The following is a 24946-nucleotide window of genomic DNA, read 5'->3' as shown; positions in this document are numbered from 1 at the left end:
GCCCTCCGGCGGCTCAGGCCGGTGCATACGCTGCGTCCGGCCCGTGGATCGGATGATGCGGGTCGGCAGTGCGTAGATGGTGAAGGCCACCGGTTCCCTTGGGTCGGGTTCGTCGGCTGTCTCGCTCAACACTTTCCCTCCAGCAGGATCATGGCGATGGTGTTCTGCACGCTGTCGTTGCCCTCGATCACCACCTTGGCGGAGACCCTCTGCCTCTGGCGGTGGCTGCGCGAGGCGCAGAGGGACTGGAACGGTCCGCCCCAGAACTTCACCTCGTCACGCGATGCGGCTCGGCGTGGTCGCGCGCGTCGTCCTGCCCTCGACCGCGCACATGCGGCAAAGCGGTTCCGATGCAAACCGCTGTTTGCGTAGCTGCTGCCAGCCCACTGTCTTGTATCAGGCACGCCATTCATGCCGCTCGGTCCGCCGCACGGCCGCTTCCCGCTTCCGCTCACGTACGGTTGCTGGCTGCCAGGACGGCTGCTCGGAGGGCGAACCGGGATGCTGCCCCCCCAGAAACGACAAAGCCCGGGGCGGGTGAGCCATCCGAGCAATCGATATTCTCGGCGCTTTTTACTGGCACTCGTCGGTCGAAGACGGCCTCCAAAAAGATACAAGGGAACATAGAGGCGGCGGACTGGATGACGATTATAGGACAGGTGAGGTTCAATGCGCGATTGAGGCGCATGGAAGCGCGGAAACCCGATCCGGCGAAAAAGGCGCGTGCGACATGGTTGATGCAGGCCGGTGTCGATCTCTGGGACGCTGCCGGCTCCCTGGGCATGACCGTGGCCCAGCTCGAAGCTACCTACGGCCACCATCACGTCGACTTACAGAAACAGTCCGCGACGGCCTACTGAGGCCGAAAACAGAATGTTTCCGGGCGCTCGCGAACCGCCCCGAAAACCTAAGCTGCTGAAATCGTTCGGGAAATATGGTGGGCGGTGACGGGCTCGAACCGCCGACCCTCTCGGTGTAAACGAGATGCTCTACCAACTGAGCTAACCGCCCCTGCGGCTCGTTTAAGCGGCATCGGGCGGGATGGCAAGGGGCTTGCCGCTCCCCGTCCCGAGGTCTTGTGCGCGCCATGAAAAAGCCCCGCACGATGGCGGGGCTCGATCTTCTCGGTCGCGGCGGCTCAGCCGTTGATCGCGTCCTTCAGGCCCTTGCCGGGCTTGAACTTGGCCTGCTTGGAGGCCTTGATTTCCATCGGCTCGCCCGTCTGCGGGTTACGGCCGGTGGTCGCTGCGCGCTCGGAAATGGCAAAGTTGCCGAAACCGAGGATACGGATCTCGTCGCCCTTCTTCAGGCCCTCGGAGATCACGTCGAACACTGCGTCGACCGCCTGCGAAGCGTCCGACTTACCCAGTCCCGTCTTCTCCGCGACAGCGGCAGCAAGCTCGCCCTTGTTCATTTTGAGTTCTCCATCTGCTTCGCTCAAGACCTGCTGGCGCAGGCAACCGGGGCCCGTCTGATACGGAACTTCGGCCTCCACCCGTTGAAAAGCCCGGAAACGCGGGACTTGCAACAAAAAAAGCCGCCCGGAGGTCCGGGCGGCTGTGCTTTTCACCATGAAAGGCAGCTCAGTGAGCCACGATTCCCGCGCCAGCCTCTTCGTCGGACGCGATCTTGGCCTTGGCGTCGACGGTCGGCTCGGTCCATTCGATCCGCTCCGGCATCCGCACCAGAGCGTGGCGGAGCGCCTCGCCGACACGGGAAACCGGGATGATCTCCAGGCCGTTCTTCACGTTGTCCGGGATGTCCGCCAGGTCCTTGGCGTTGTCCTCCGGGATCAGAACGAGCTTGATCCCGCCGCGATGGGCGGCAAGCAGCTTCTCCTTGAGACCACCGATCGGCAGCACGCGGCCACGCAGCGTGATCTCGCCCGTCATCGCCACGTCCTTGCGGACGGGAATGCCGGTCATCACCGACACGATGGCGGTCGCCATGGCGACGCCGGCGGACGGACCATCTTTCGGGGTCGCCCCTTCCGGCACATGGACGTGGATATCGCGCCGGTCGAAGAGCGGCGGCTCGATCCCGAAGTCGACGGCCCGCGAGCGGACATAGGATGCCGCGGCGGAGATCGACTCCTTCATCACGTCCTTCAGGTTGCCCGTCACCGTCATCTTTCCCTTGCCGGGCATCATGACGCCTTCGATCGTCAGCAGTTCGCCGCCGACCTCCGTCCAGGCAAGACCAGTGACCACGCCCACCTGATCCTCAAGTTCCGCCTCGCCGTAGCGATAGCGCGGGACGCCCAGATAGGTCTCGAGGTTCTCCGCCGTCACATGGACGGAGGTGGCCTCGGAGGTCAGAATCTCCTTCACCGCCTTGCGGGCAAGCGTCGCCAGCTCGCGCTCGAGGTTACGGACGCCCGCTTCCCGAGTGTACCGGCGGATCACCGTCTTCAGCGCATCGTCGTCCAGAGCGAACTCGCCCTTGCGGACGCCGTGGTCCCGCTCCGCCTTGGGCAGCAGGTGCCGACGCGCGATCTCGACCTTCTCGTCCTCGGTGTAGCCCGCGATCCGGATGATCTCCATACGGTCCATCAGCGGCGCCGGGATGTTGAGCGTGTTCGAGGTGGTCACGAACATCACGTCCGAAAGGTCGTATTCGACCTCCAGGTAGTGGTCCATGAACGCCTTGTTCTGCTCGGGATCCAGCACTTCCAGCAGCGCCGACGAAGGATCACCACGGAAGTCCATGCCCATCTTGTCGATCTCGTCGAGCAGGAAGAGCGGGTTGGACTTCTTGGCCTTCCGCATCGACTGGATCACCTTGCCCGGCATGGAGCCGATATAGGTGCGCCGGTGACCACGGATCTCGGCCTCATCGCGAACGCCGCCGAGCGACATGCGGACGAACTCGCGGCCGGTCGCCTTGGCGATGGACTTGCCGAGCGAGGTCTTGCCGACGCCGGGAGGACCGACGAGGCAGATGATCGGCCCCTTCAGCTTGTTGGCGCGGCTTTGCACGGCGAGATACTCGACGATGCGCTCCTTGACCTTGTCGAGACCGTAATGATCGGTGTCGAGCACGGACTGGGCAAAGTTGAGATCCGTCTTGACCTTGCTGCGCGCCTTCCACGGAATGCTGAGCATCCAGTCGAGATAGTTGCGCACGACGGTGGCTTCCGCCGACATCGGGCTCATCTGGCGCAGCTTCTTCATCTCCGCGTCGGCCTTTTCACGGGCCTCCTTGGAGAGCTTGGTCTTGGCGATGCGCTCTTCCAGTTCCTTGAGTTCGTCGCGGCCATCCTCGCCGTCGCCGAGCTCCTTCTGGATCGCCTTCATCTGTTCGTTGAGGTAGTACTCGCGCTGGGTCTTCTCCATCTGGCGCTTGACGCGCGAGCGGATGCGCTTTTCCACCTGCAGGACGGAGATCTCGCTCTCCATCATGCCGAGAACCTTTTCCAGGCGCTCGACGACCGAGGTCAGGCCGAGGATTTCCTGCTTGTCGGGGATACGGACCGCCAGATGCGAGGCGATCGTGTCGGCCAGCTTGGAATGGTCGTCGATATTGGTGACGGCGGAGAGAACCTCCGGGCTCACCTTCTTGTTGAGCTTGACGTAGTTCTCGAACTCCGAAACCACGGAGCGCCCGAGCGCCTCGACCTCGACGTCCTCGCCCGGCACTTCGGGCAGCACACGGCCTTCGGCCTCGAAATATTCCTTGCGATCGGTATAGCGGAGCACGCTGGCGCGATCACGGCCCTCGACCAGCACCTTGACGGTGCCGTCCGGCAGCTTGAGGAGTTGCAGCACGGTCGCGAGCGTGCCGATCTCGTAGATGCTCTCGGGCGTCGGATCGTCCTCGCCGGCATCCTTCTGGGTCGCCAGCAGGATCTGCTTGTCGGCGCGCATGACTTCCTCAAGCGCGCTGATGGACTTCTCGCGGCCCACGAAAAGCGGAACGATCATGTGGGGGAAAACGACGATGTCGCGGAGCGGCAGAACGGGATAGACGTTCTCGCCTGAGCTGACACCGATAGGACGCGGAGTGTCGGTCATGGGTTTTCCTTGATAAATCCGCTCCCAGGCGGAGGAGCACGGAGCGGACTGAGATTCGGGGAGGCTTGCTGCCGAAGCGCCTTTCCAGAGAGGGAAAACAGGCTCTGGGACCCGGTCGTAACGCAAGCCACTGCGTTGACACTTAAGTGGAAACGCCGCGGACCAACTTCAAGTCCGGACCTCCCGGCCGAAGCCGGAATGCCGGCCGCTCCCGCGGCCGGCAAAGTCATGGTCAGGCCGAACGGCCGGCATTCTGCTGCTGCTCGTCACCGCGCTCGCTGTAGATGTAGAGCGGACGGGAACTGCCGCTGACCACTTCGCCGGAGATCACGACCTCCTCGACCCCGTCCAGGCCCGGAAGATCGAACATGGTTTCAAGCAGGATCGCTTCCATGATGGACCGCAGGCCACGGGCGCCGGTCTTGCGCTCGATCGCCTTCTTGGCGATGCCGCTGAGGGCGTCCTCGTGGAAGTTCAGCTTCACCGACTCCATCTCGAAGAGACGCTGATACTGCTTCACCAGCGCGTTCTTCGGCTCCGTCAGAATCTGGATCAGCGCAGGCTCGTCCAGATCTTCCAGGGTCGCCACGACAGGCAGACGCCCGACGAACTCCGGGATCAGGCCGAACTTCAGGAGATCTTCCGGCTCGACCTGACGGAACAGCTCGCCCGTCTTGCGATCCTCGGGGTTCGCAACGCTCGCGCCGAAACCGATGGAGGTCTTGCGACCGCGATCGGAGATGATGCGATCCAGACCGGAGAAGGCGCCGCCACAGATGAACAGGATGTTGGTCGTGTCCACCTGCAGGAATTCCTGCTGCGGGTGCTTGCGGCCGCCCTGCGGCGGAACGCTGGCGACCGTGCCTTCCATGATCTTCAAGAGCGCCTGCTGCACGCCTTCGCCCGACACGTCCCGGGTGATCGACGGATTGTCCGACTTGCGCGAGATCTTGTCGACCTCATCGATGTAGACGATGCCGCGCTGCGCGCGCTCGACATTGTAGTCGGCCGATTGCAGCAGCTTCAGGATGATGTTCTCGACATCCTCGCCGACATAGCCGGCCTCGGTCAGCGTCGTCGCGTCGGCCATGGTGAAGGGCACGTCGAGGATGCGGGCCAGCGTCTGCGCGAGCAGCGTCTTGCCGCAACCGGTCGGGCCGATCAGCAGGATGTTGGACTTGGCCAGCTCGACGTCGTTGTTGCGCGCCGCGTGGTTCAGTCGCTTGTAATGGTTGTGGACGGCGACCGAGAGGACCTTTTTCGCGTGTTCCTGACCGATCACGTAATCGTTCAGAACCTCGAAGATCTCTATCGGAGTGGGCACCCCGTCGGACGACTTCACCAGCGAGGACTTATTCTCCTCCCGGATGATGTCCATGCACAGCTCGACGCACTCATCGCAGATGAAGACCGTCGGACCCGCGATAAGCTTGCGGACCTCGTGCTGGCTCTTGCCGCAAAACGAGCAATAGAGCGTTGTTTTGCTCTCGCCGCCGCTTCCGCTGATTTTGCTCATCTTAGACCTCTCAAGCGTGCCCGACACGGCCGATGACCGAACCGGGCCCCCGCCCCTCCAATGCATCGAAGCATTCTTGTGGGCGAGGTTTCAAGATTAACTTAATGTCACAGGCACGTGCGGGGGATCACTCCGCCGGCTTGCCCGCAACCTCCTCAAGCGCGGCCCGGCTCGTGATCACGTGATCGACGATGCCGAAATCGCGAGCCTGTTCGGCCGTCATGAAATAGTCGCGGTCCAGCGTGCGCTCCACGGACTCGTAGGTCTGTCCGGTGTGCTTCACGTAGATCTCGTTGAGGCGGCGCTTCATCTTGATGATGTCCTCGGCGTGGCGCTCGATGTCCGAGGCCTGCCCCTGGAAGCCGCCGGAAGGCTGGTGCACCATGACGCGCGCCTGCGGCGTCACGAAGCGCATGTCCTTCTCGCCCGCGCACAGCAGCAGCGAGCCCATGGAAGCGGCCTGACCGATGCAGAGCGTCGCCACCGCCGGCTTGATGAACTGCATGGTGTCGTAGATCGCCATGCCCGAGGTCACCACGCCGCCCGGCGAGTTGATGTAGAGGTTGATTTCCTTCTTCGGGTTTTCCGCCTCGAGGAAGAGAAGCTGGGCGCAGACCAGCGAAGCCATGTGATCCTCGATGGGACCCGTAATGAAGATGATGCGCTCCTTGAGGAGCCGCGAATAGATATCGTAGGACCGCTCACCGCGGTTCGTTTGCTCGACCACCATGGGAACGAGCAGGCTCATATAGGTCTGGGCGGGATCTCTCATCGAAGCTTACCTAGTTCAGGGGCCGCTCATCAGGCGACCGGCAGGAGCGAGTCGTCCTTACATAGGCCCGTTTGTCTCGATCCCCAAGACCCTGCATCATGGGCAACGACACGCTTTCCCCGTTAACAAGCAGGCCGGGCAAAAGCCCGGCCTGCTCAGGAATTCGGTGCAATCGCGACCGCGAAGCCCGCCGTTTGGCAACGGGCTTCGGCAGATCAATGATTGTGGTCGTCGTGGTCGTGGTGGTCGTGACCCTCGTGGTCATGGCTGCCATGGTCATGGTGATGGACGTGGGGATGATCGAAATCCTCCTCCTCGTCTTCCGCAAGCAGCTCTTCCTTGGAGACCGTCTTGTCCGTCACGTCGACCTGGCCGAGGATGTGGTCGACGACCTTTTCCTCGAAGATCGGCGCGCGCAGGCCCTGCAGGGCATCCGGGTTGCTCTTGTAGAAGTTGAAGACCTGCTGCTCCTGGCCGGGATAGCGGCGGACCTGGTCATAGAGGGCGCGCTGCAGTTCTTCCTCGCTCACCTGCACCTGGGCGTCTTCGCCGATGCGGGAGAGCACGAGACCGAGGCGGACGCGGCGCTCGGCGATCTTGCGATATTCGTCGCGAGCCGCCTCTTCCGTGGTGCCTTCGCTCTCGAAGGAACGGCCGTGATGCTCCACGTCGTGCATCACCTGCTGCCAGATGTTCGTGAACTCCTGCTCGACGAGGTTGGCCGGCAGGTCGAAGCTGTGACGCTCGTCAAGCGCGTCGAGAAGCTGACGCTTCACCTTCTGACGGGTGGAGAAGCCATATTCGCTCTCGACCTGGCCGCGGATGGCGGCACGCAGGCGCTCCATCGACTCGATGCCGAGACGCTTGGCGAACTCGTCGTCGAGCTCGGCATCGGTGGGCTCGGCCACTTCCTTGACGACGATGTCGAAGGTCGCGGGCTTGCCGGCGAGATGGGCCGCGCCGTATTCCTCAGGGAAAGTGACGTCGATGGTCTTCTCGTCGCCCGCCTTCAGACCGAGGAGAGCTTCCTCGAAGCCGGGGATGAACTGGCCGGAGCCAAGCACGAGCTGGCCGTTCTCGTCAGCGCCGCCCTCGAAGGGCTCGCCGTCGAGCTTGCCGAGATAGGACATGGTCACGCGGTCGCCGTCCTGGGCGACGCGCTCGACCGGGGCGTAGTCGCGGTTGCCCTCGGCGATGCGCTTGACGCGCTCCTCGACTTCCTCATCGCCGATTTCGGCGATCGGACGCTCGATCTTGATGTCCTTGAAGTCGGAGACTTCGAAGGTCGGCAGGATCTCGTAGGCGACCGTGAAGATCAGGTCGGCGTTGCCGTCGAGGATCTCGTTGGCCTCGGCCTCGTCCTCGGTCATCTCGACCCGCGGCTGCATGGCGGCGCGTTCGCCGCGCCCGGCCAGCACGTCGCGCGAGGTTTCGGTGACGAGGTTCTCGACGATCTCGGCCATGGCGGCCTTGCCGTAGACCCGCTTCAGATGGGCCGTCGGCACCTTGCCCGGACGGAAGCCGTTGATGCGGACGCGGTTCTTAAGCTCATCCAGACGCTGCGAGAGCCGATCGGACAGCTCGGACGCCGGGACAGTCACCTTCAATTCGCGCTTCAGCCCTTCGGAGAGCGTCTCGTTCACCTGCATATCGTTCTTTCCTGATTGTCGTCCCGGCGTAGCGCAGCTGGGAGTCCCGGCTGGTGACGGCCGTCCCCAGCATGGTGCGGGCGGAGGGACTCGAACCCCCACACCTTGCGGCGGCAGGACCTAAACCTGCTGCGTCTACCAATTCCGCCACGCCCGCGCGCGTGCTGACGAACCGTGCGTCATTCAGACCGCGCTCCTATAGCATGTCCGTCACGGGGGCAAGACTTCTTCCGCCCTTCCCCCGCCTGGCCGGTCACAGGGAAGCGATCGGCAGCGAGCCGGCCTACTTCCAGCGGATCTCGCGGGCGGGCTCCGTGCCGAAAAGCTGCTCCAGCACAGCCGGCACGACATCCGGCAGATCCTCCGCGATAAGACCCGCGCCGAAGGCATGCGCGGCCGCCGCATGAATCCAGACCGCAGCCGAGGCCGCCTCGAAGGCGGGCACCTTCTGCGCCAGGATACCCGTGATCAGGCCGGCCAGAACGTCGCCGGTCCCGGCGGTCGCGAGCCACGGCGTGCCGCCGTCGCTGATGGAAGCGCGACCGTCGGGGCTCGCCACCACCGTGTCCGTGCCCTTCAAAAGCACGGTCGCGCCCGAACGCCTTGCTGCCTCGCGGGTCTTCGCCACCTTGTCGCCACCCTCCGCCAGATCCGGGAAGAGGCGCGAGAACTCGCCGGCATGCGGCGTCAGCACCACGCCCGAGACGCTCCCGTGAATTGCGCGGAAGAGCCGCTCGGGATCGTTGCGAAACGCGGTGATCGCATCGGCGTCGAGAACGACGGCCGCACCGGAAGCGAGACAGGCCTCGACGGCGGCGGCGGTTTCCCCGCCGTGACCATATCCGGGCCCGATCGCCACGGCATTCAGTCGCTTGTCCTCCAGCAGCGAGCGGAGCCCTTCCGCCCCTTCCGCTTCCCGCAGCATCACCGCCGTCAGATGCGCCGCGTTGACCGGCAACGCATCCTTCGGCGAGGCGACGGTCACGAGCCCCGCCCCGATGCGCAGAGCCGCCAGCGCCGCCATTCGCGCCGCACCGGTCTTGCTCGCCTCGCCGGCGACGACGACCGCATGGCCGCGATCGTATTTGTGTCCGTCGAGCGCCGGAGCGTGGAAATGCTTCGACCAGAGTTCCGGCTTGTTGTGGAAAAGCCTGGACCCGATCCTCTCCAGAACCTCGGAAGGGATGCCGATATCGGTGACCGCCAGCTCGCCGCAATGCACCCGGCCGGGCATCAGGAGATGGGCGGGCTTCAGCCGGAAGAACGTGACCGTGGCCGTCGCGCGGATCGCGGCGCCCCTCACCTGCCCGGTAGCGCCATCGATACCGCTCGGCAGATCGATGCTGAGGATCGGGCAACCGCATGCGTTCGCGGCTTCCACCACGGCAGCCACGTCGCCATCGAGATCGCGCGACAGCCCCGCCCCGAACAGCGCGTCGATGATGAGATCGGCGTCGAGATCCGGGTTCGCCGCCAGTTCTCCGACCTCGCCCGCGTAACCGGCAGCGGCCTTGGCGGCGTCGCCGCTCAGCTTCGCAAGCGCCCCGAGAAGCAGCACGCGCACGCGGAACCCCGCACCCGCGAGCCGCTGCGCCGCCACGAACCCGTCCCCGCCATTGTTGCCGGGCCCCGCCAGCACGACCACCGTTGCGCCTTCGTCCGCCATCTCCATCGCCTGTTCCGCGACTGCCTGACCGGCGTTCAGCATCAGGCGGTAACTTTCCACGCCGGCTTCCCCGGCCAGGCGGTCGACCCGGGACATTTCCGTGGGCGCGAGAATCTCCAGCATCAAAATAGCCCGTTTTCTGTGCACTTGCTCATTATGTGAGCTTCCGCGAAACGTTGCGTCGCTCTAAAGAGCAGTAAAGAAGCAAGGGCCGTTCGGTTGCACGTCCCTTGCGAAAGTCCGGGCAGAGAATTTGGCATGCTTCCTGCTTCGGCGGGACCATGTTCTGGAGACCGTTGGGATGAAAAAGATCGAGGCGATCATCAAGCCTTTCAAGCTCGACGAGGTGAAGGAAGCGCTCCAGGAAGTGGGGCTGCAGGGCATCACCGTGACCGAGGCAAAAGGCTTCGGTCGCCAGAAGGGCCACACCGAGCTTTATCGCGGCGCGGAATATGTGGTCGACTTCCTGCCGAAGGTGAAGATCGAGGTCGTGCTGGCCGACGATCTGGTCGACCGCGCGGTGGACGCGATCCGCAACGCCGCGCAGACCGGCCGCATCGGCGACGGCAAGATCTTCATCTCTCCCGTCGAGGAAGCCATCCGCATCCGCACCGGCGAGACCGGACTGGACGCCGTCTAAGGCGCCCGCACCAATCCCCGGCCCTCAACGCCGGGAAACGAACCCTCACGAGGGACCACTAAGGGGTAAAAATGAGCAACGCTTCCGAAGTCCTCAAGATGATCAAGGACAACGACGTCAAATACGTCGACCTGCGCTTCACCGACCCGCGCGGCAAGGTGCAGCACGTCACGATGGACGTCGATCTCGTCGATGAAGAAATGTTCGCCGAAGGCGTCATGTTCGACGGCTCCTCGATCGCGGGCTGGAAGGCCATCAACGAATCCGACATGACCCTCATGCTGGATCCCGAGACCGCTGTCATCGACCCCTTCTTCGCCCAGCCGACCGTCGCGATCTTCTGCGATATCCTGGATCCGGTCAGCGGCGAGCCCTACAACCGCGACCCGCGCACGACGGCCAAGAAGGCCCTCGCCTACATGCAGTCGACCGGTATCGGCGACGCCGTCTATTTCGGCCCGGAAGCCGAGTTCTTCATCTTCGATGACGTCCGCTTCTCGTCCGAGCCCTACAACACCGGCTTCAAGCTCGACGCCGTCGAACTGCCGACCAACATGGACGCCGAATACGAAGGCGGCAATCTCGGCCACCGCGTCCGCACCAAGGGCGGCTACTTCCCCGTCCCGCCGATCGATTCCGCGCAGGACCTGCGCTCCGACATGCTCATGTACATGAAGGAGATGGGCGTGCAGGTGGAGAAGCACCACCACGAGGTGGCTTCCGCCCAGCACGAGCTCGGCATCAAGTTCGACACGCTGATCAAGTCCGCCGACGCGCTGCAGATCTACAAGTACTGCATCCATCAGACCGCGCATTCCTACGGCAAGACGGCGACCTTCATGCCGAAGCCGGTCTTCGGCGACAACGGCTCGGGCATGCACGTGCACCAGTCGATCTGGAAGGACGGCAAGCCGCTCTTCGCCGGCAACCGCTATGCGGACCTCTCGGAAGAGTGCCTGTTCTACATCGGCGGCATCCTGAAGCACGCCAAGTCGCTGAACGCCTTCACCAACCCGTCGACCAACTCCTACAAGCGTCTGGTCCCGGGCTACGAGGCTCCGGTCCTGCTCGCCTATTCCGCGCGCAACCGTTCGGCTTCCTGCCGTATCCCCTTCACCAACTCGCCCAAGGGCAAGCGCCTGGAAGTCCGCTTCCCGGATCCGACGGCCAATCCGTACCTCGCCTTCACCGCGATGCTGATGGCCGGCCTCGACGGCATCAAGAACAAGATCCATCCCGGCGACGCCATGGACAAGGATCTGTACGACCTGCCGCCGGAAGAGCTGAAGCAGATCCCGACGGTCTGCGGCTCGCTCCGCGAAGCCCTGGAAAGCCTCAGCGCCGACCGCGACTACCTGAAGGCCGGCGGCGTGTTCGACGACGACCAGATCGACGCCTACATCGAGCTCAAGATGACGGAGAACATGCGCTACGAAATGGCGCCGCATCCGATCGAGTTCGACATGTACTACTCGGTCTGATCCTTCCGGTCAGAACACCAGCAAAGGCCGCGATGTTCGCGGCCTTTGTCTTTTTCGGGGTCCGCTCAGATCCAGTCCATGGCGTCGCCGATCTCCACGCCGCCGGTCCAGATCATTCTCAGCGCCACGACGAAGACGATGAGGATGCCGGCCCAGCTGAGCCAGCGCCAGCGATCCAGGACCCGCGCGATCACCGTCGCCGCGCCACCCATCAGCACCACCGAAACCGCGAGACCTGCCGCCAGGATCGTCGGATGCTCGCGCGCCGCTCCGGCCACAGCCAGCACGTTGTCCAACGACATGGAAAGATCGGCCATCACGATCTGCATCAGCGCCTGACCGCCGCTCTTCGGCTTCGCAGCGCTTTCGGTCTCGCCGCCCCCGGAGCCACCTGACGCCAGCACCTCGCGGAGGAGCTTCCAGCAGACCCAGAGAAGCAGCAGGCCGCCGGCGAAGCCGACCCCCACGATCGTCAGCAATTTCGCGGCGACCAGCGCCAGGCCGATCCTCAGCATCACGGCAAGCGCGATGCCGGCCACCACGATCTTGCGTCTCGTATCGCCCGGCAGGCCGGCGACCGCGAGGCCGACCACGACCGCATTGTCGCCGGCCAGCACGAGATCGAGGAAGATGACCTGAACGAGAGCGAACAGATCGGTGACCAAAGGGGCCCCTGTCATCGTCTCGCCCCGCTCCCGCTGTCGGGAGCCGGGGGGAACGTGAGCCATTCGTCGGTCGCCGGCGAAAATGACCGCGGGAAGCGACAAAGACGTGGGTTGATTTGGCTGGCCGGTTTCCAGATCATGAGCTTCTCATGACCCCCAGGGGTCTTCCCCGTCAACGCTCTCACGGTTTCGACTGCAGCCGGTTCGCGTCCGCCTGTCGATCTCACCGTGAGCGGAAAGCAATGCCCCATGTCAAAGTCCGACCTGATCCCGGTTTTCGACGGCCATAACGACCTTCTGCTCCGGCTCTACAATGCTGAGGCGACCGGGACGGGAGAGCCGGAAGTCCTGTTTCTGGAGGGCACGCGCGGCGGCCACATCGACTTGCCTCGCTCCCGCGAGGGCGGCTTCGTCGGCGGCATGTTCGCGATCTTCCCGCCGCCCCTCCAGATGGAGGACCTGAGCCGCAGCATGCGCGGCGCGAGCTACCAGCTCGCCCTGCCGCCCTTGCTCGGCCTCAGCGACGCGCAGACCTCGACGCTCGGCATGGCATCCATCCTGATCCGGCTGGAACGTCGCTCCGCCGGTGCCTTCAGGATCTGCCGGACCGTGGCGGAGATCCGGTCGGCCATGTCGGAGGATGCGGTCGCGGCGGTGATGCACATCGAAGGCGCCGAAGCGATCGACCCGCGCTTCGTGATGCTGGATATCCTGCACGCGGCCGGGCTGCGGTCACTCGGCCTCGTGTGGAGCCGATCCAACGCCTTTGCCCATGGCGTACCGTTCCGCTTCCCCTCCTCGCCCGATACCGGCGAGGGGCTGACGGATGCCGGCAAGGACCTCGTCCGCCGGTGCAACGAACTCGGCATCCTGATCGATCTCTCGCATCTCAACGAGAAGGGCTTCTGGGACGTGGCCGCGCTGTCGAAGGCACCGCTGGTCGCCACCCATTCCAACGCCCACGCGCTGTGCCCGCACGCCCGCAACCTGACCGACCGCCAACTCGACGCGATTCGCGACAGCGACGGCATGGTGGGCCTGAATTTCGCCACGTCGTTCCTGCGGCCGGACGGCACGATGAACGCCAATACCGGGCTCGACACGATGGCGCAGCATCTCGATCACCTGATCGAGCATGTGGGGGAAGACCGCGTGGGCCTTGGCTCGGATTTCGACGGCGCGCTGGTTCCCGCCGAGATCGGCGATGTCGCCGGGCTGCCCCGCTTGATGGAAGCGCTGCGCGCCCACGGCTATGACGACGCACTGCTCCGCAAGATCGGCCACGAAAACTGGCTGGCCGCGCTCGACCGAACCTTCGCGGCCTGAACCCTCCGCCCACTCAGTAAGCGGGCGGATCGCTCGCCGGAAAGGACTCGTCGGAGCCCTCGTCCACCTGGTCCCAGCGCTTCACGTCACCGTCGCGCATGCTTTCCGGCCCGGCCGCCCGCACCTGCCCGTAGGTGCCGGGCGGCAACGACGCTGCGGGATCGGCGGGATCGAGCGCCGCATTGGCGGCCGAAGCGTCTTGCCGCTCTCCCGCCCGTTCACCGCGCCGACGGTCATGCCAGGCGGCAATCGCGAAGGCCGCGCCGACGATCAGGCTGGAGCGCAGGAGATGGAAGGAAAACGAGGCCACGCGGTCCGACCCGGCGCGCAGGCCTTCTTCGATCTGGTCCAGTGAATGCATCCGTCGCTCCTGCCTGTCCGAGCAGGGATAACGCAAGAAGCCGGCTAAGGTTCAAACCCGCCGGCTCCTTCGGTCCATGCTATCAGCAGCGGGGATATTCGGGCCGCCGTCCGCCATCGAAACGATGCGATGCCTCAGGCGGCCAGCTCCTGGCTGTCGCGGATGCGGAGCGTCGGGCCGCTGAAGGTCACCAGCTCTTCCGCAGCGGTCGGGTGCACCGCCATGGTCTCGTTGAAGTCGTCCATGGTCGCGCCCATCCTGAGCGAAATGCCGAGGAGCTGCGCCATTTCGCCGGAGCCCGGCCCGAGGGCATGGGCGCCCACGACCGTTCCGCTGTCGGCGTCCACGATCAGCTTGAAGAGCATGCGATCGGAGCGCTTCGCCAGCGTGCTCTTCATCGGCCGGAACGCGGTCTTGTAGATGTCGAGATTGGCGTGTTTCGCCCGCGCCTCGTCTTCCGTCAGCCCCACTGTGCCGATCTCCGGCTGCGAAAAGACGGCCGTCGGGATCATCCGGTAATCGGGCTTGGTCGGCTTGTTGCGGAACACCGTGTCCACGAAGCACATGGCCTCGTGGATCGCGACCGGCGTCAGCTGCACGCGGTCGGTGACGTCACCGATCGCCCAAACATGGTCGGACGTCGTCCTGGAATACTCGTCGACGACGACCGCGCCGCGCTTGTCGAGTTTGACGCCGGCCTCCTCCAGGCCGAGGCCCTCGGAATTCGGATCGCGGCCCACGGCAAGCATCACATGGTCGGCCTGCATCAGCGACCCGCTGCCGAGCTCCACGTCGAGCCGGCCGTCGGCCCGTCTGGAAACCCTGTGCAGGACTTCCTGGCAGACGATCTTGCCGCCCTTGTTGATGATCTCCGCATGCAGCATGCGGCGAAGGTCGGTGTCGAAGCGGGAAAGCACTTCCTTGCCGCGATAGACAACGGTCGTGTCCACGCCGAGCCCGTTGAAGATCCCCGCGAACTCAAGCGCTATATAGCCGCCGCCGACAATGACAACGCTTTGCGGCAGGCGCTCGAGATGAAAGGCCTCGTTGGAGGTGATGCAGAGCTCGTGCCCGTCCAGCGCGGCGTGCGGATTGGCCCGCCCGCCCGTGGCGACAAGGATGCGCTCGGCGGTGACGACGCGGTCCTCGGCCTCGATCAGCACCTTGTGCGGCCCGACGACCCGGGCGCGACTCTCCATCAGCTCGGTCCCCGCCTTGGCGAGGTTGGAGCGGTAGATGCCCTCGAGCCGGGCGATCTCCGCATCCTTGTTTGCAATCAGCGTCGCCCAGTCGAAGCTCGGCGACGTTTCCGACCAGCCGAAGCCGACCGCATCCTGAAAGGCTTCGGAGAACTGCGAGGCGAAGACCATAAGCTTCTTCGGAACGCAGCCCCGGATGACGCAGGTGCCCCCGACCCGATCCGATTCAGCAATTGCGACGCGAGCGCCGGTTTCGGCCGCCTTGCGAGCGGCGCGAACGCCACCGGAGCCCGCGCCAATGACGAAGAGATCGTAGTCGTAGGCACCCATCGACAATTACTTCGCCGGCTTGGCGGCAGGCTTGCGAGCCGGCTTGGCAGCCGGAGCTTCGACCGGCGCGCTGGCCGAGGCATCGGTGTCCGCGTCAGGCGCGAAGGACGGCTGCGCCCCCTCAAGCTGCTTGGCCTCGCTGGCGACCGCGGTCTTCAGCTGCGCCGCGATCTGCTTGGTCATGTCTTCGCTGATCTGCTGGGCCCAGAGCTGGGCAACGCGGACCTGGGTGCCGATCACGTTAGGCTGCGCGTCGGAGAATTTCTTGCCGAGCGGCGACTGGTAAAAGTCCACCAGCTTCTGCAGCTCGTCCTGATCGAAGGACTGCGCCCACACGGCCGCGAGACGGTCGTCGAGTTCCGCGCGACGGTCCACCATGGAGAGCGCGATCTTGTCGACGACATCGATGATGCCGAGCTGCATCTGCGGATTGGCGCGGATGAAGGTGGTCTTCGCCTGATCGGCGATGTTCGGCAGGATCACGTCGAACTCGCGGCTGGAGCCGTTCAGCTTGATGAGCTGCTTGGCCAGTTCGAGCTTGGCGGGATCAACCTTGGCAGGATCGGGAAAGTTCTGCTTCGCCGACGCGGCGGCCGGAGCCGTGGATTGCGCGAAGGCGGGGTGAACCATCTGGAAAGCAGCGAGCCCGATAACAACTGAGGCAAGCAAGCGGTTCATGCAAGAAAACTCCTGTTCAGGCGGGATGCTTCCCGCCCCGTCGTTAGTTCAAAAGGTCTTGCGGGTCACGCATCGATTTCCTCGATGCCTCCCTCGCCCGCCACGATGGCGAGATCGGCCAACCCAATGAAAAGCCCATGCTCGACCACGCCGGGGATGGCGGCGAGTCTCTCGGCCAGCGCTTCTGGGTCCGGAATGCGGCCAAATGATGCGTCGAGAATCCGGTTTCCGCTGTCCGTCACGAAAGGCTGGCCGTCCCTGCTCCGCACTTCGAGGGAGCCGGCGAGCCCGAGCTCCTGCGCCGCCTTGCGGATCGCCATCTCCGTCGCCGCCAGCCCGAAGGTCACGACCTCGATCGGCAGCGGGAAAGCGCCAAGCGTTGCGACCTTCTTGGATGCGTCGGCGATGACGATCAGCCGGCTGGAGGCGGAAGCCACGATCTTTTCCCGGAGATGCGCGCCACCGCCGCCCTTGATCAGCATCAGGCCCGGTCCGATCTCGTCCGCGCCGTCGATCGTGAGGTCCAGTTCCGGTGTGCGGTCCAGATCCGTGAGAGGAACATTGTGTTGGCGCGCCAGCGCCGCGGTCTGTTCCGAGGTGGGCACGCAGACGATCCGGAGCCCTTCGGCGACCCGCTTGCCGAGCCCGCTCACAAGAAAGGCGGCGGTCGATCCGGTGCCGAGCCCCAGGCGCATCCCGTTCTCGACATGAGCCAGTGCAGCCTCGGCGGCCCGCTTCTTCAGGGCAGATGAATCGTTGGTGAGAGGCAAGTCGTCCGGGCTCGCGAAAAGCAACCAAAGGTCGGGATGATTTGCTTTAGCATGGTGCGCCAGAGCATCATAGCCGTGCCCCGCATCCCGCTGGAGCAAGGGTGAACGCCGCTCCCGGGTGCATGGAGGGACAGGCGAAACGCCCATTGCCACGGGCGCGACCAGCCCTTAGGCCGGGATCATGCAACCGCTCCTTGTTTTCGATCTCGACGGCACGCTGGTCGATACCGCCCCCGACCTCCTGGCCACGCTGGATTTCGTGCTGGAGAAGCACGGCTTCGGCGCTCCGCACGACCCGGGCCTGCGCGACGGGATCGGCTTCGGCGCCCGGCACCTCATCGAGATCGGGCTGCGGCATCAGGGCGCTTCCGTCCCGCCCGAAAAGCTCGACACCATGTTCGACGACTTCCTGGCGCATTACGAGAAGCACATGTGCGAGGAAAGCCGCATCTTCGACGGCGTGCTGCCGATGCTCGACCGCTTCGCGCAGGCCGGGTGGCGCTTCGCGATCTGCACCAACAAGCTGGAATACCTCGCCCGCGAACTCCTGGACCAGATGAACCTCGCCCCGCGCTTCGAGGCGATCTGCGGCGCCGACACGTTCGGTGTCCGCAAGCCCGAGGCGGACCATCTTCTCCGAACGATCGCCGCAGCCTCCGGCTCTCCGCAGACAGCGATCATGGTTGGCGACGCGCCGACGGATTCCGGTGTCGCCCGAAATGCGGGGGTGCCGTTCATCGGCTTGACCTTCGGTTACACGACGATCCCCATGGCGGAACTCGCGCCGGACCTGATGTTGGACCATTACGACGGGCTGACCGTGGCCGAGGCGGATCGGCTGCTCGGCCGATAATGCGGGGATGAGCGGCGAAGCGCTCTTGACTTCGCCCGCACGGCAAATCTATAGAGCGGCACCTCTTGAAGAGAGGGCGCGTAGCTCAGCGGGAGAGCACTCCCTTCACACGGGAGGGGTCACAGGTTCAATCCCTGTCGCGCCCACCATTCCTTCTCAATCAGATCAAGCACTTGCGCCGGACTGCTACGACGATTGTCGAGCGGACGGAAGGCTGTTGCCGTTTTTCGAACCGGCCCATCCCGGATCTCTTGCCTCAGGCACGCCCCACCCGACCTTGCCCCTGCCAAACAGCTTGCCGCCCCGGTTTCTCGCGACCTATCGTGTCCGCAACAAACATGACGGGGAGGAAGAAACATGGCGCGTGTTGGGGTCCATTCGTTTGTCTGGGGTGCGGAGGCCAGTCCCGAGGTGCTGGACCTCATGATCGATCGCAGCAAGGAGGCCGGCTTCGACTTGGTCGAGTTCTCCTATCTCGATCCGAAGGCCGTCGATGTGGATCGGCTTGCCCGCCGTCTCACCGATTCCGGGATGAAGGCGGCGATCAGCATCGGCCTGCCACCGGAGGGCGACGTTTCCAGCGAAGACGATTCCGTCGTGGCGGCGGGCAAGCAGATGCTTCAGGACGCGATCTCGCTGACGCGGGATCTCGGGGGCGACGTGCTGGCCGGCATCCTCTTTTCGGCGCACCGGAAATACGAACGCATGCCGAGCGAGCGGAACTGGAGGAACAGCGTCGCGGCCATCGCCGAGGTCGCTGAGAATGCGAAGCCCGCCGGCGTCACGCTGAACCTCGAAGTCGTCAACCGCTTCGAAAGCAACCTGCTGAACACGCTGTCGCAGGGTGTGGACTTCATCCGCGAGACCGGGGCGGACAACGTCTTCCTGCACGCAGACACATTCCACATGAACATCGAGGAAGCCGGCATGGGCCAGGCTATCCGGCAGGCCGGCGCCCATATCGGCTACGTCCATATCGGCGAAAGCCATCGCGGCCCGCTGGGCACCGGGACTATAGACTTCCCGGCGGTTTTCGACGCGCTGCAGGACGTCGAATATGCCGGCGACATCACCTTCGAATCCTTCTCGCGGAAGATCGTGGACCGTGAACTATCGCTGAAGACCGCCATCTGGCGCGATCTCTGGTCCGACAATGTCGAGCTTGCGCGTCATGCGCGCGGCTTCATCGAGCAGCACCGCTTTCAGGCCCGCCAGCGCTCGGCGCTCAACGGATAGGGCCGGGCAGAGGCGAACGTTCCTGCCCGCCCCATCGTGATCACGCGCCGATTGATCTGCAGGAACCCGCCTGCCCGCCGGGAATTGAGGAGCCGAGGCGCCTTAACCATGCCGATCGTCCTTGCCACCGGCGGCGATGGCCAGCGCTGCGCCTCGCCTGAAATCCTGACGAGGAGCGCGAGATGAAGCCTGAAGAACCCGATAGCTCCCGGCGCCTTGTCGTCGGTGGAATCACGACCGGGCTGGTCGCCGCATTCGGCACGCCGGCGCTTGCGCAGGCGACGCAGCCGGGCGGCGCACAGGGCGCAGGAGGCGCCGCCCGAAAGGCCGGCCCGGGCCCCGACATGACGCCGCCGATCATGACGAACCCCGTCACGGAATATCCGAAGCCGCCCTTCCCCAAGCAGGAACAGCCCTGGCCGGGCCTCGCCGGCAAGATGACGCCGCGACCCGATCACGGCGAGACGAGCTACAAGGGCTCGGGCCGCCTCGCGGGCCGCAAGGCTTTCGTCACGGGCGGGGATTCCGGCATGGGTCGCGCGGCGGCGATTGCCTTTGCCCGCGAGGGTGCCGACGTGGCCTTCGGCTATCTTCCGGCCGAGGAGCCGGATGCGCGCGAGGTGGTGCAGCTCATCGAGGCGGAGGGTCGCAAGGCCGTGCCACTGCCCGGTGATATCCGCACGGAGGCCGTCTGCCAGAAGCTCGTCGCCGACGCCGTCCAGCAGCTTGGCGGGCTGGATATCCTGGTCAGCAACGCGGCGCGGCAGCATGCGGTGCCCGACGTGCTCGACATCAGCAGCGAGCAGTTCGACGATGTCTTCAAGACCAACGTCTATGCCATGTTCTGGCTGGTGAAGGCAGCCCTGCCCCACATGAAGCCGGGCTCGGCCATCATCACCACGAGCTCGGTCAATGCCTACGACCCGTCGGAAAGCATCATCGACTATGCCGCGACCAAGGCGGCGATCATGAACTTCACCAAGGGCTTGGCCAAGCAGCTCGCGAAGAAGGGCATACGGGTGAACTCCGTGGCGCCCGGTCCGATCTGGACGCCGCTACAACCGAGCGGAGGGCAGGATCCAGAGAAGCTGCCGCAGTTCGGCGGCGATACGCCCATGGGTCGTCCCGGCCAGCCGGCGGAACTCGCCTCGCTCTACGTGCTGCTCGCCTCGCAGGAAGCGACCTATTCAACGGGGCAGGTCTTCGGCGCGGTCGGCGGCAATGGCGGTCCGTAACCCTTCGCCCGGCTCCGGTGCGGATCCAGGCCCGCGCCGGACCACTCCGACGCTTGTCATTCGCGTTCCCGTGCGGACAATCGATCTCACGAATCCCGACAAGGCAGTTCGGTCCTGAAAGAAACGCTCTCCGCTTCCGAAGCCCGGCGCATCGCGCTTTCGGCGCAGGGTTTCGGCCTTTCCCACCCCATCGGCGCGATCGACCAGGGTCACCTGCGGCGCGTGCTCGACCGGATCGCGCTGCACCAGATCGACAGCGTCAACGTGCTGGCCCGCGCGCATTATCTGCCGCTCTTTTCCCGGCTGGGCCCCTATTCCCGCGACCTTCTGGACAAGGCCGCCTGGGGCAAGCCGCGCCGGCTCTTCGAATATTGGGCGCACGAAGCCTCGCTGCTGCCGCTCGACTTTCACCCACTGCTGCGCTGGCGCATGGCGCGGGCCGAGCGCGGACAGGGCACGTGGTCACGCGTGGCGCCCTATGCGGGCGAGCGGCGGCACGAAGCCGAGGCGCTGCTGGCGCGTATCGCGACCGAGGGTCCGCTTGCCGCCTCCGACGTCACGGAAACGCGGAGCAAGAGCGGCTGGTGGGAATGGAGCGACGCCAAGCACGCGATGGAGTGGCTGTTCTGGTCGGGCCGGATCACCGCCCTCACCCGGCGCACGAGCTTCGAACGCGTCTATGACCTGCCCGAGCGCGTGCTTCCCCGCGCCGTCGTGGAAGCGCCAACACCGACCGAAGCCGATGCGCAGCGCGAGCTTCTCGACCGGTCCGCCCGGGCGCTCGGCATCGCGACGGCCGGCGATATCCGCGATTACTTCCGGCTGAAGCCGGCGGACGCGCTGCCCCGAATCGCGGAACTCGTCGAGGCCGGCCGTCTCCTGCCCGTGCAGGTGAAAGGCTGGCCGCAGCAAGCCTATCTGCATGTCGACGCCAAGCCGCGCCGCCGCATTTCCGGCCAGGCCCTGCTCGTGCCCTTCGATCCGCTGATCTGGGAGCGTTCGCGCGCCGAGCGCCTCTTCGGCATGCGCTACCGTATCGAGATCTACACGCCGGCGGAAAAACGCGTGCACGGTTACTACGTGCTGCCCTTCCTGATGGACGGCGAAATCGTCGCCCGCGTCGATCTGAAATCGGACCGGCAATCCCGGCGACTTCTGGTGCAAAGCGCGCTTCTGGAGCCGCAGGCACCCGCCGAGACGCCGGAACGACTTGCCTCGGAGCTCTCGCTGATGGCGGACTGGCTCGATCTCGAAGGCGTGGAGGTGGTCGGCGGCGGCGAGCTTGCCGATCCGCTACGCGCGACTTTCGGCTAGTGCGCGCCGGATCAGACGCCGCGCCTGTTGCCCCAGATCAGCACATGCAGCTGCGGCAGGACATGCGCCTCGAACCAGCGGTCGGCGGTCACCCTGTCGATCAGCCATTCCATTCGCCGCATCAGCGCATCCGGATCGACCGCTTCGTGCTCCGCTTCCGCGCCCTCGGGAATCGGATTTCCCGGCTGAAGATAGACCGCCAGAGCGGGAAAGCGGCTCGCGGCATCGCGGGCGAAAGCATAATCCGCCTCGTCGAAGACCACGAATTTCAGCACCGTCCGTGGCCCGGCCGACGCCTCCGCCACGCAGTTCGCCAGCGCCTGCCAATCCGTCACCATGCCGCTCGACGGCGGCTTTGGGCTGAGCACCAGCATATCTAGTTCGGCGAACCAGTCCTGGCTGACCGAGCCCTGCGTTTCCAGAGCGAAGCGATAGCCGCGCTCGTGACCTTGCCGGATCAGATCGCCCAGCGGCTGGATCGCGGGATTGCCGCCGGAGATCGTGACGGTCAGCGGCCGGTCGCCGGAGAGCCGGCGCACTTCGTCGAGGATCGCGCCGCTCGTCATCGGCTTCCAGTCCGCGCGATAGCGGCTGTCGACGGCATGGAGGCTGTCGCACCAGGAGCAGCGATAGTCGCAGCCGCCGGTCCGCACGAAGACGGTGGGCAACCCGATCAGCGCGCCCTCGCCCTGGATCGTCGGCCCGAAGATCTCGCTAACCCGGACCACCGCCTCCGCCGCTCCCCGTATCCGTGCGGAAATCGCCGAGGGCGCGTTCACGGCCGATACTCCGCCCAGGTCTTCGGCGTCTCGCTCACCTTGACGGCGGTCGTCTCGGGCAGGCGCTCCCTGCACCATTCGTAGAAGTGCTGCGCCAGCCGCTCCGAGGTCGCGTCGTCATGGCCGAGCACGTCGTTCAGGTGCCGATGGTCGAAGCTCTCATCGAGATAGCGCTTAAACGGCGCCAGCTCGTGATAATCGCGCACGAACCCGAATTCGTTCAAAGATTTAGCCGCAAGCTCTACCACGACGATGTAATTGTGTCCGTGCAGCCGCGCGCATTGATGGTCGGCGGGAAGATGGGTCAACTGGTGCGAGGCTGAGAAATGGAATTCCTTGGTAATGCGGAACATCAGCCTGCCGCCCGCTCGCCCGCGCGTTCCACCGCGCCGCGCCAGAAATCGGGGTCCTCGTAGACCGTGGGATCGGTGATACCGGCGAGATGGAATGCCTCGCGCCGCTCCACGCAGGTGCCGCAGCGCCCGCAATGGTGCTCCCCGCCCTTGTAGCAGGACCAGGTCTCTTCGAACGGCGTGCCGTGCTTCGTCCCGTCCGCCACGATGGCCGATTTCGGCACGTTCACATAAGGCGCGCTCAGCCGAACGCTCGCGTAGCCGTCGAGCGCGTGGTTCTGCATGGCCTGGAAGGCGTCGATGAAGCCCGGACGGCAGTCGGGATAGATGAAGTGGTCGCCGCCATGCACGGCGGTCGCCACGGCGTCGGCCCCGCGTGAGACGGCAACGCCGAAGGCGATGGCCAGCATGATGGCGTTGCGGTTCGGCACGACGGTGACGCGCATCGTCTCCTCCGCATAGTGGCCGTCGGGCACGGCGACATCGTCGGTCAGCGCCGAGCCGGACAGGCTGCGACCGATATCCCGGATGTCGACGATCTGGTGCGGCACGCCGAGGCGTCTGGCGCATGAGGCGGCAAAGCCGAGTTCCTTGCTGTGCCGCTGGCCGTAATCGAAGGAAATGAGGCCGATAAGTTCGCGCTCGGCGGCGACCCTGTGCGCAAGCGACACGGAATCGAGTCCGCCGGAGCAGATGACGATTGTCTTCAAGTGTGAGTTCCCTTGTTTTGACCGGGTGGGCTGCGACCGGTAATCGAAGGGCTCTGATTAACGCCCGGCGGCTCAAACGCAAGTGCGGCGCGATGACGTTATCGGGAGGGCGAGAACGGAGCCGGGAGTTGATCCTGGTTCCTCACGCCTCGGCGCCGGGCGCAGCACATGCGGAACTCGCCATGAGCACATGGCGAACTTGCCCTAGTGCAGGTCGCCATGAGCAAGGAGATCAGCAAGTTCTTGAGCTATATTCTACGGCACGCGCCAAAGACGATCGGCCTGCACCTCGATGTCAACGGCTGGGCGGATGTCAGCGAGTTGCTGACAAAGGCCGAGAGGGCCGGCAAGACCATCGATCTGGAGACCCTGCGCACAGTCGTGTCCGAAAGTGACAAGAGGCGTTCCACAATCTCCGATGAGGGCTCCCGCATTCGCGCTGAAAAAGGCCACTCGGTCGCCGTGGATCTCGGCCTCGCGGCGAGCGAGCCTCCTACCCTGCTCTAACCATTACACCGCCATCCAAAATCTCGATGCGATATTTGCCGAAGGCCTGAGACCCGGCCAACGCAGCAAGTGCACTTGTCGGTCGATCTCGCGACGGCCATGAAGGTCGGAGAACGTCACGGCAAGGCCACTGTCCTGAAGGTGAACGCAGCCCGTATGTACGCAGACGGCTCCAAGTTCGTACGCGCGGACAATGGCGTCTGGCTCACCGACCAAGTCCCACCAGCTTATCTCGAAGGGTAGGTCAACATCGCATAAGATGCCTCAGTCACCCATAAGGCCTGTTTCTCGCAGTCACATGCGCCTATTGCTGTTCTCCCAGCTGTACCGCTAACTCACTGAAGAAGTTGGTGAGCCCTGTGGGGGTCGAACCCACGACCTACTGATTAAAAGTCGACAAGTCCCATAACAAGATCAACGACTTACGGACAACGGCCGTGAGAAACCCCTCAAAAGTCAGCTGTTTTTCTCACATTCCGGATGAGCCTTTGCACCTCTGCGACGATCGGAAAGCAAAGGATATTTCCGGCCCGGTGGCGGCTCAATGCCGTCCAAGCTGCGATCAGCGCGGCGACTGCCGTGGGAGAGATCTGGTGAGGCATTGAATCTTTGAAGGCCGTTCTGACGCTTTCAACACCCTCGGTGCTAAGGAGCGCCTGGCGAATACGTCGTTCTGACGCGGTGATTTCGAGCTGATCCGACCACGCGCGCCAAAGACAGTGCGAGGTCGAAGGCCCTCAGCCGAGCGCCGACAGCGACGGCAATCCGGATGTTGGTTGCCCAGCGTTCGCGGATCAGTGACGTGCCTCCAGGAATTCGGACCGTTTTGAGCTGGAATTTTCCACTTATGATCCCGGGATCGGGACGAGGAGAATTCCATGAAGACGTCGAAG

Annotated in this window: 23 protein-coding genes, 3 tRNA genes and 1 pseudogene; 10 read left to right on the top strand and 17 right to left on the bottom strand. The window is 64.6% G+C overall.

Going from position 1 to position 24946, the window contains the following annotated elements; genetic code table 11:
- Window positions 1-125: 125 nt before the first annotated feature.
- Window positions 126-272, bottom strand: a complete 147-nt coding sequence (locus BMY25_RS20930) for a hypothetical protein (protein WP_177176932.1) — start codon at window positions 270-272, stop codon at window positions 126-128.
- Between the two features lie 414 nt (window positions 273-686).
- On the opposite strand from BMY25_RS20930, the gene BMY25_RS20560 reads away from it, so the two are divergent.
- Complete coding sequence (locus BMY25_RS20560; RefSeq protein WP_346432156.1) at window positions 687-860, top strand: site-specific integrase; 174 nt, start codon at window positions 687-689, stop codon at window positions 858-860.
- A 75-nt stretch (window positions 861-935) separates the two neighbouring features.
- On the opposite strand, the gene BMY25_RS18375 is transcribed toward BMY25_RS20560, so the two are convergent.
- The 8 genes from BMY25_RS18375 to BMY25_RS18340 form a co-directional block, all read right to left on the bottom strand.
- A tRNA-Val gene (locus BMY25_RS18375) sits at window positions 936-1011 on the bottom strand.
- A 127-nt stretch (window positions 1012-1138) separates the two neighbouring features.
- Complete coding sequence (locus tag BMY25_RS18370) at window positions 1139-1414, bottom strand: HU family DNA-binding protein (RefSeq protein ID WP_092499430.1); 276 nt, start codon at window positions 1412-1414, stop codon at window positions 1139-1141.
- 169 nt (window positions 1415-1583) lie between these two features.
- Window positions 1584-4013 (bottom strand): endopeptidase La, encoded by a 2430-nt coding sequence (gene lon, locus BMY25_RS18365; RefSeq protein WP_092499378.1) that lies wholly within the window; start codon window positions 4011-4013, stop codon window positions 1584-1586.
- 232 nt (window positions 4014-4245) lie between these two features.
- Complete coding sequence (gene clpX / locus BMY25_RS18360; RefSeq protein WP_092499376.1) at window positions 4246-5529, bottom strand: ATP-dependent Clp protease ATP-binding subunit ClpX; 1284 nt, start codon at window positions 5527-5529, stop codon at window positions 4246-4248.
- Between the two features lie 127 nt (window positions 5530-5656).
- Window positions 5657-6301, bottom strand: coding sequence for an ATP-dependent Clp protease proteolytic subunit (locus BMY25_RS18355; RefSeq protein ID WP_092499374.1), 645 nt, complete (start codon window positions 6299-6301; stop codon window positions 5657-5659).
- Window positions 6302-6516: 215 nt separating this feature from the next.
- Window positions 6517-7950, bottom strand: a complete 1434-nt coding sequence (tig, locus tag BMY25_RS18350; protein WP_092499372.1) for a trigger factor — start codon at window positions 7948-7950, stop codon at window positions 6517-6519.
- Between the two features lie 72 nt (window positions 7951-8022).
- Window positions 8023-8107: transfer RNA gene (locus BMY25_RS18345), tRNA-Leu, on the bottom strand.
- A 126-nt stretch (window positions 8108-8233) separates the two neighbouring features.
- On the bottom strand, window positions 8234-9736 hold the full coding sequence (locus BMY25_RS18340; RefSeq protein WP_092499428.1) for an NAD(P)H-hydrate dehydratase: 1503 nt from the start codon (window positions 9734-9736) through the stop codon (window positions 8234-8236).
- A 181-nt stretch (window positions 9737-9917) separates the two neighbouring features.
- Between BMY25_RS18340 and BMY25_RS18335 the strand changes: the two genes are divergently transcribed.
- Both BMY25_RS18335 and glnA read left to right on the top strand, forming a co-directional pair.
- On the top strand, window positions 9918-10256 hold the full coding sequence (locus BMY25_RS18335; RefSeq protein WP_092499370.1) for a P-II family nitrogen regulator: 339 nt from the start codon (window positions 9918-9920) through the stop codon (window positions 10254-10256).
- Between the two features lie 71 nt (window positions 10257-10327).
- Complete coding sequence (gene glnA / locus BMY25_RS18330) at window positions 10328-11737, top strand: type I glutamate--ammonia ligase (RefSeq protein ID WP_092499369.1); 1410 nt, start codon at window positions 10328-10330, stop codon at window positions 11735-11737.
- A 65-nt stretch (window positions 11738-11802) separates the two neighbouring features.
- Here the strand turns inward: glnA and BMY25_RS18325 are convergent, their stop codons facing one another.
- The gene (locus tag BMY25_RS18325) at window positions 11803-12417 is read right to left on the bottom strand and encodes a YjbE family putative metal transport protein (protein WP_092499367.1); all 615 of its coding nucleotides are present in this window, start codon (window positions 12415-12417) and stop codon (window positions 11803-11805) included.
- 234 nt (window positions 12418-12651) lie between these two features.
- Between BMY25_RS18325 and BMY25_RS18320 the strand changes: the two genes are divergently transcribed.
- Complete coding sequence (locus BMY25_RS18320) at window positions 12652-13728, top strand: dipeptidase (RefSeq protein WP_092499365.1); 1077 nt, start codon at window positions 12652-12654, stop codon at window positions 13726-13728.
- 13 nt (window positions 13729-13741) lie between these two features.
- Here BMY25_RS18320 and BMY25_RS18315 read toward each other — a convergent pair whose 3' ends face one another.
- The 4 genes from BMY25_RS18315 to rpiA all read right to left on the bottom strand — a co-directional run bounded on the left by BMY25_RS18315 (window position 13742) and on the right by rpiA (window position 17066).
- The gene (locus BMY25_RS18315; RefSeq protein ID WP_238858418.1) at window positions 13742-14089 is read right to left on the bottom strand and encodes a hypothetical protein; all 348 of its coding nucleotides are present in this window, start codon (window positions 14087-14089) and stop codon (window positions 13742-13744) included.
- A gap of 134 nt (window positions 14090-14223) precedes the next feature.
- Window positions 14224-15618, bottom strand: coding sequence for a glutathione-disulfide reductase (gene gor, locus BMY25_RS18310; RefSeq protein WP_092499363.1), 1395 nt, complete (start codon window positions 15616-15618; stop codon window positions 14224-14226).
- Between the two features lie 6 nt (window positions 15619-15624).
- Window positions 15625-16296, bottom strand: coding sequence for a DUF2059 domain-containing protein (locus BMY25_RS18305; RefSeq protein ID WP_092499361.1), 672 nt, complete (start codon window positions 16294-16296; stop codon window positions 15625-15627).
- Between the two features lie 65 nt (window positions 16297-16361).
- Window positions 16362-17066 carry a ribose-5-phosphate isomerase RpiA gene (gene rpiA / locus BMY25_RS18300; RefSeq protein WP_255365518.1) on the bottom strand — a complete coding sequence of 235 codons (705 nt, stop codon included), beginning with the start codon at window positions 17064-17066 and terminating at the stop codon, window positions 16362-16364.
- 181 nt (window positions 17067-17247) lie between these two features.
- On the opposite strand from rpiA, the gene BMY25_RS18295 reads away from it, so the two are divergent.
- The 5 genes from BMY25_RS18295 (at window position 17248) to BMY25_RS18275 (ending at window position 21704) form a co-directional block, all read left to right on the top strand.
- The gene (locus BMY25_RS18295; RefSeq protein ID WP_092499357.1) at window positions 17248-17919 is read left to right on the top strand and encodes an HAD hydrolase-like protein; all 672 of its coding nucleotides are present in this window, start codon (window positions 17248-17250) and stop codon (window positions 17917-17919) included.
- A 74-nt stretch (window positions 17920-17993) separates the two neighbouring features.
- Window positions 17994-18068 (top strand) — tRNA-Val (locus BMY25_RS18290).
- Between the two features lie 208 nt (window positions 18069-18276).
- Window positions 18277-19155 (top strand): sugar phosphate isomerase/epimerase family protein, encoded by an 879-nt coding sequence (locus tag BMY25_RS18285; RefSeq protein ID WP_092499355.1) that lies wholly within the window; start codon window positions 18277-18279, stop codon window positions 19153-19155.
- A gap of 344 nt (window positions 19156-19499) precedes the next feature.
- Complete coding sequence (locus BMY25_RS18280; RefSeq protein ID WP_428976986.1) at window positions 19500-20390, top strand: SDR family oxidoreductase; 891 nt, start codon at window positions 19500-19502, stop codon at window positions 20388-20390.
- Between the two features lie 114 nt (window positions 20391-20504).
- On the top strand, window positions 20505-21704 hold the full coding sequence (locus BMY25_RS18275) for a winged helix-turn-helix domain-containing protein (protein WP_092499351.1): 1200 nt from the start codon (window positions 20505-20507) through the stop codon (window positions 21702-21704).
- Between the two features lie 11 nt (window positions 21705-21715).
- On the opposite strand, the gene queE is transcribed toward BMY25_RS18275, so the two are convergent.
- Genes queE through queC form a run of 3 tightly spaced genes read right to left on the bottom strand, consistent with a single transcriptional unit; the run spans window position 21716 to window position 23546 of the window.
- Window positions 21716-22561 (bottom strand): 7-carboxy-7-deazaguanine synthase QueE, encoded by an 846-nt coding sequence (queE, locus tag BMY25_RS18270; RefSeq protein WP_092499349.1) that lies wholly within the window; start codon window positions 22559-22561, stop codon window positions 21716-21718.
- On the bottom strand, window positions 22480-22836 hold the full coding sequence (gene queD, locus BMY25_RS18265) for a 6-carboxytetrahydropterin synthase QueD (RefSeq protein WP_092499424.1): 357 nt from the start codon (window positions 22834-22836) through the stop codon (window positions 22480-22482). Before queD ends, queE begins: the two co-directional genes overlap by 82 nt.
- Complete coding sequence (gene queC / locus BMY25_RS18260) at window positions 22836-23546, bottom strand: 7-cyano-7-deazaguanine synthase QueC (protein WP_092499347.1); 711 nt, start codon at window positions 23544-23546, stop codon at window positions 22836-22838. The genes queD and queC overlap by 1 nt, the downstream gene beginning before the upstream one ends.
- A 219-nt stretch (window positions 23547-23765) precedes the next feature.
- On the opposite strand from queC, the pseudogene BMY25_RS18255 reads away from it, so the two are divergent.
- Window positions 23766-24296 (top strand): annotated as a pseudogene (locus tag BMY25_RS18255) (RNA 2'-phosphotransferase).
- Window positions 24297-24946: the final 650 nt, after the last annotated feature.

The sequence above is a fragment of the Faunimonas pinastri genome (genome assembly GCF_900110915.1).
In the GTDB taxonomy this organism is placed as follows: Bacteria; Pseudomonadota; Alphaproteobacteria; order Rhizobiales; family Afifellaceae; genus Faunimonas; species Faunimonas pinastri.
This window is presented reverse-complemented; position numbering and strand designations above follow the sequence as displayed.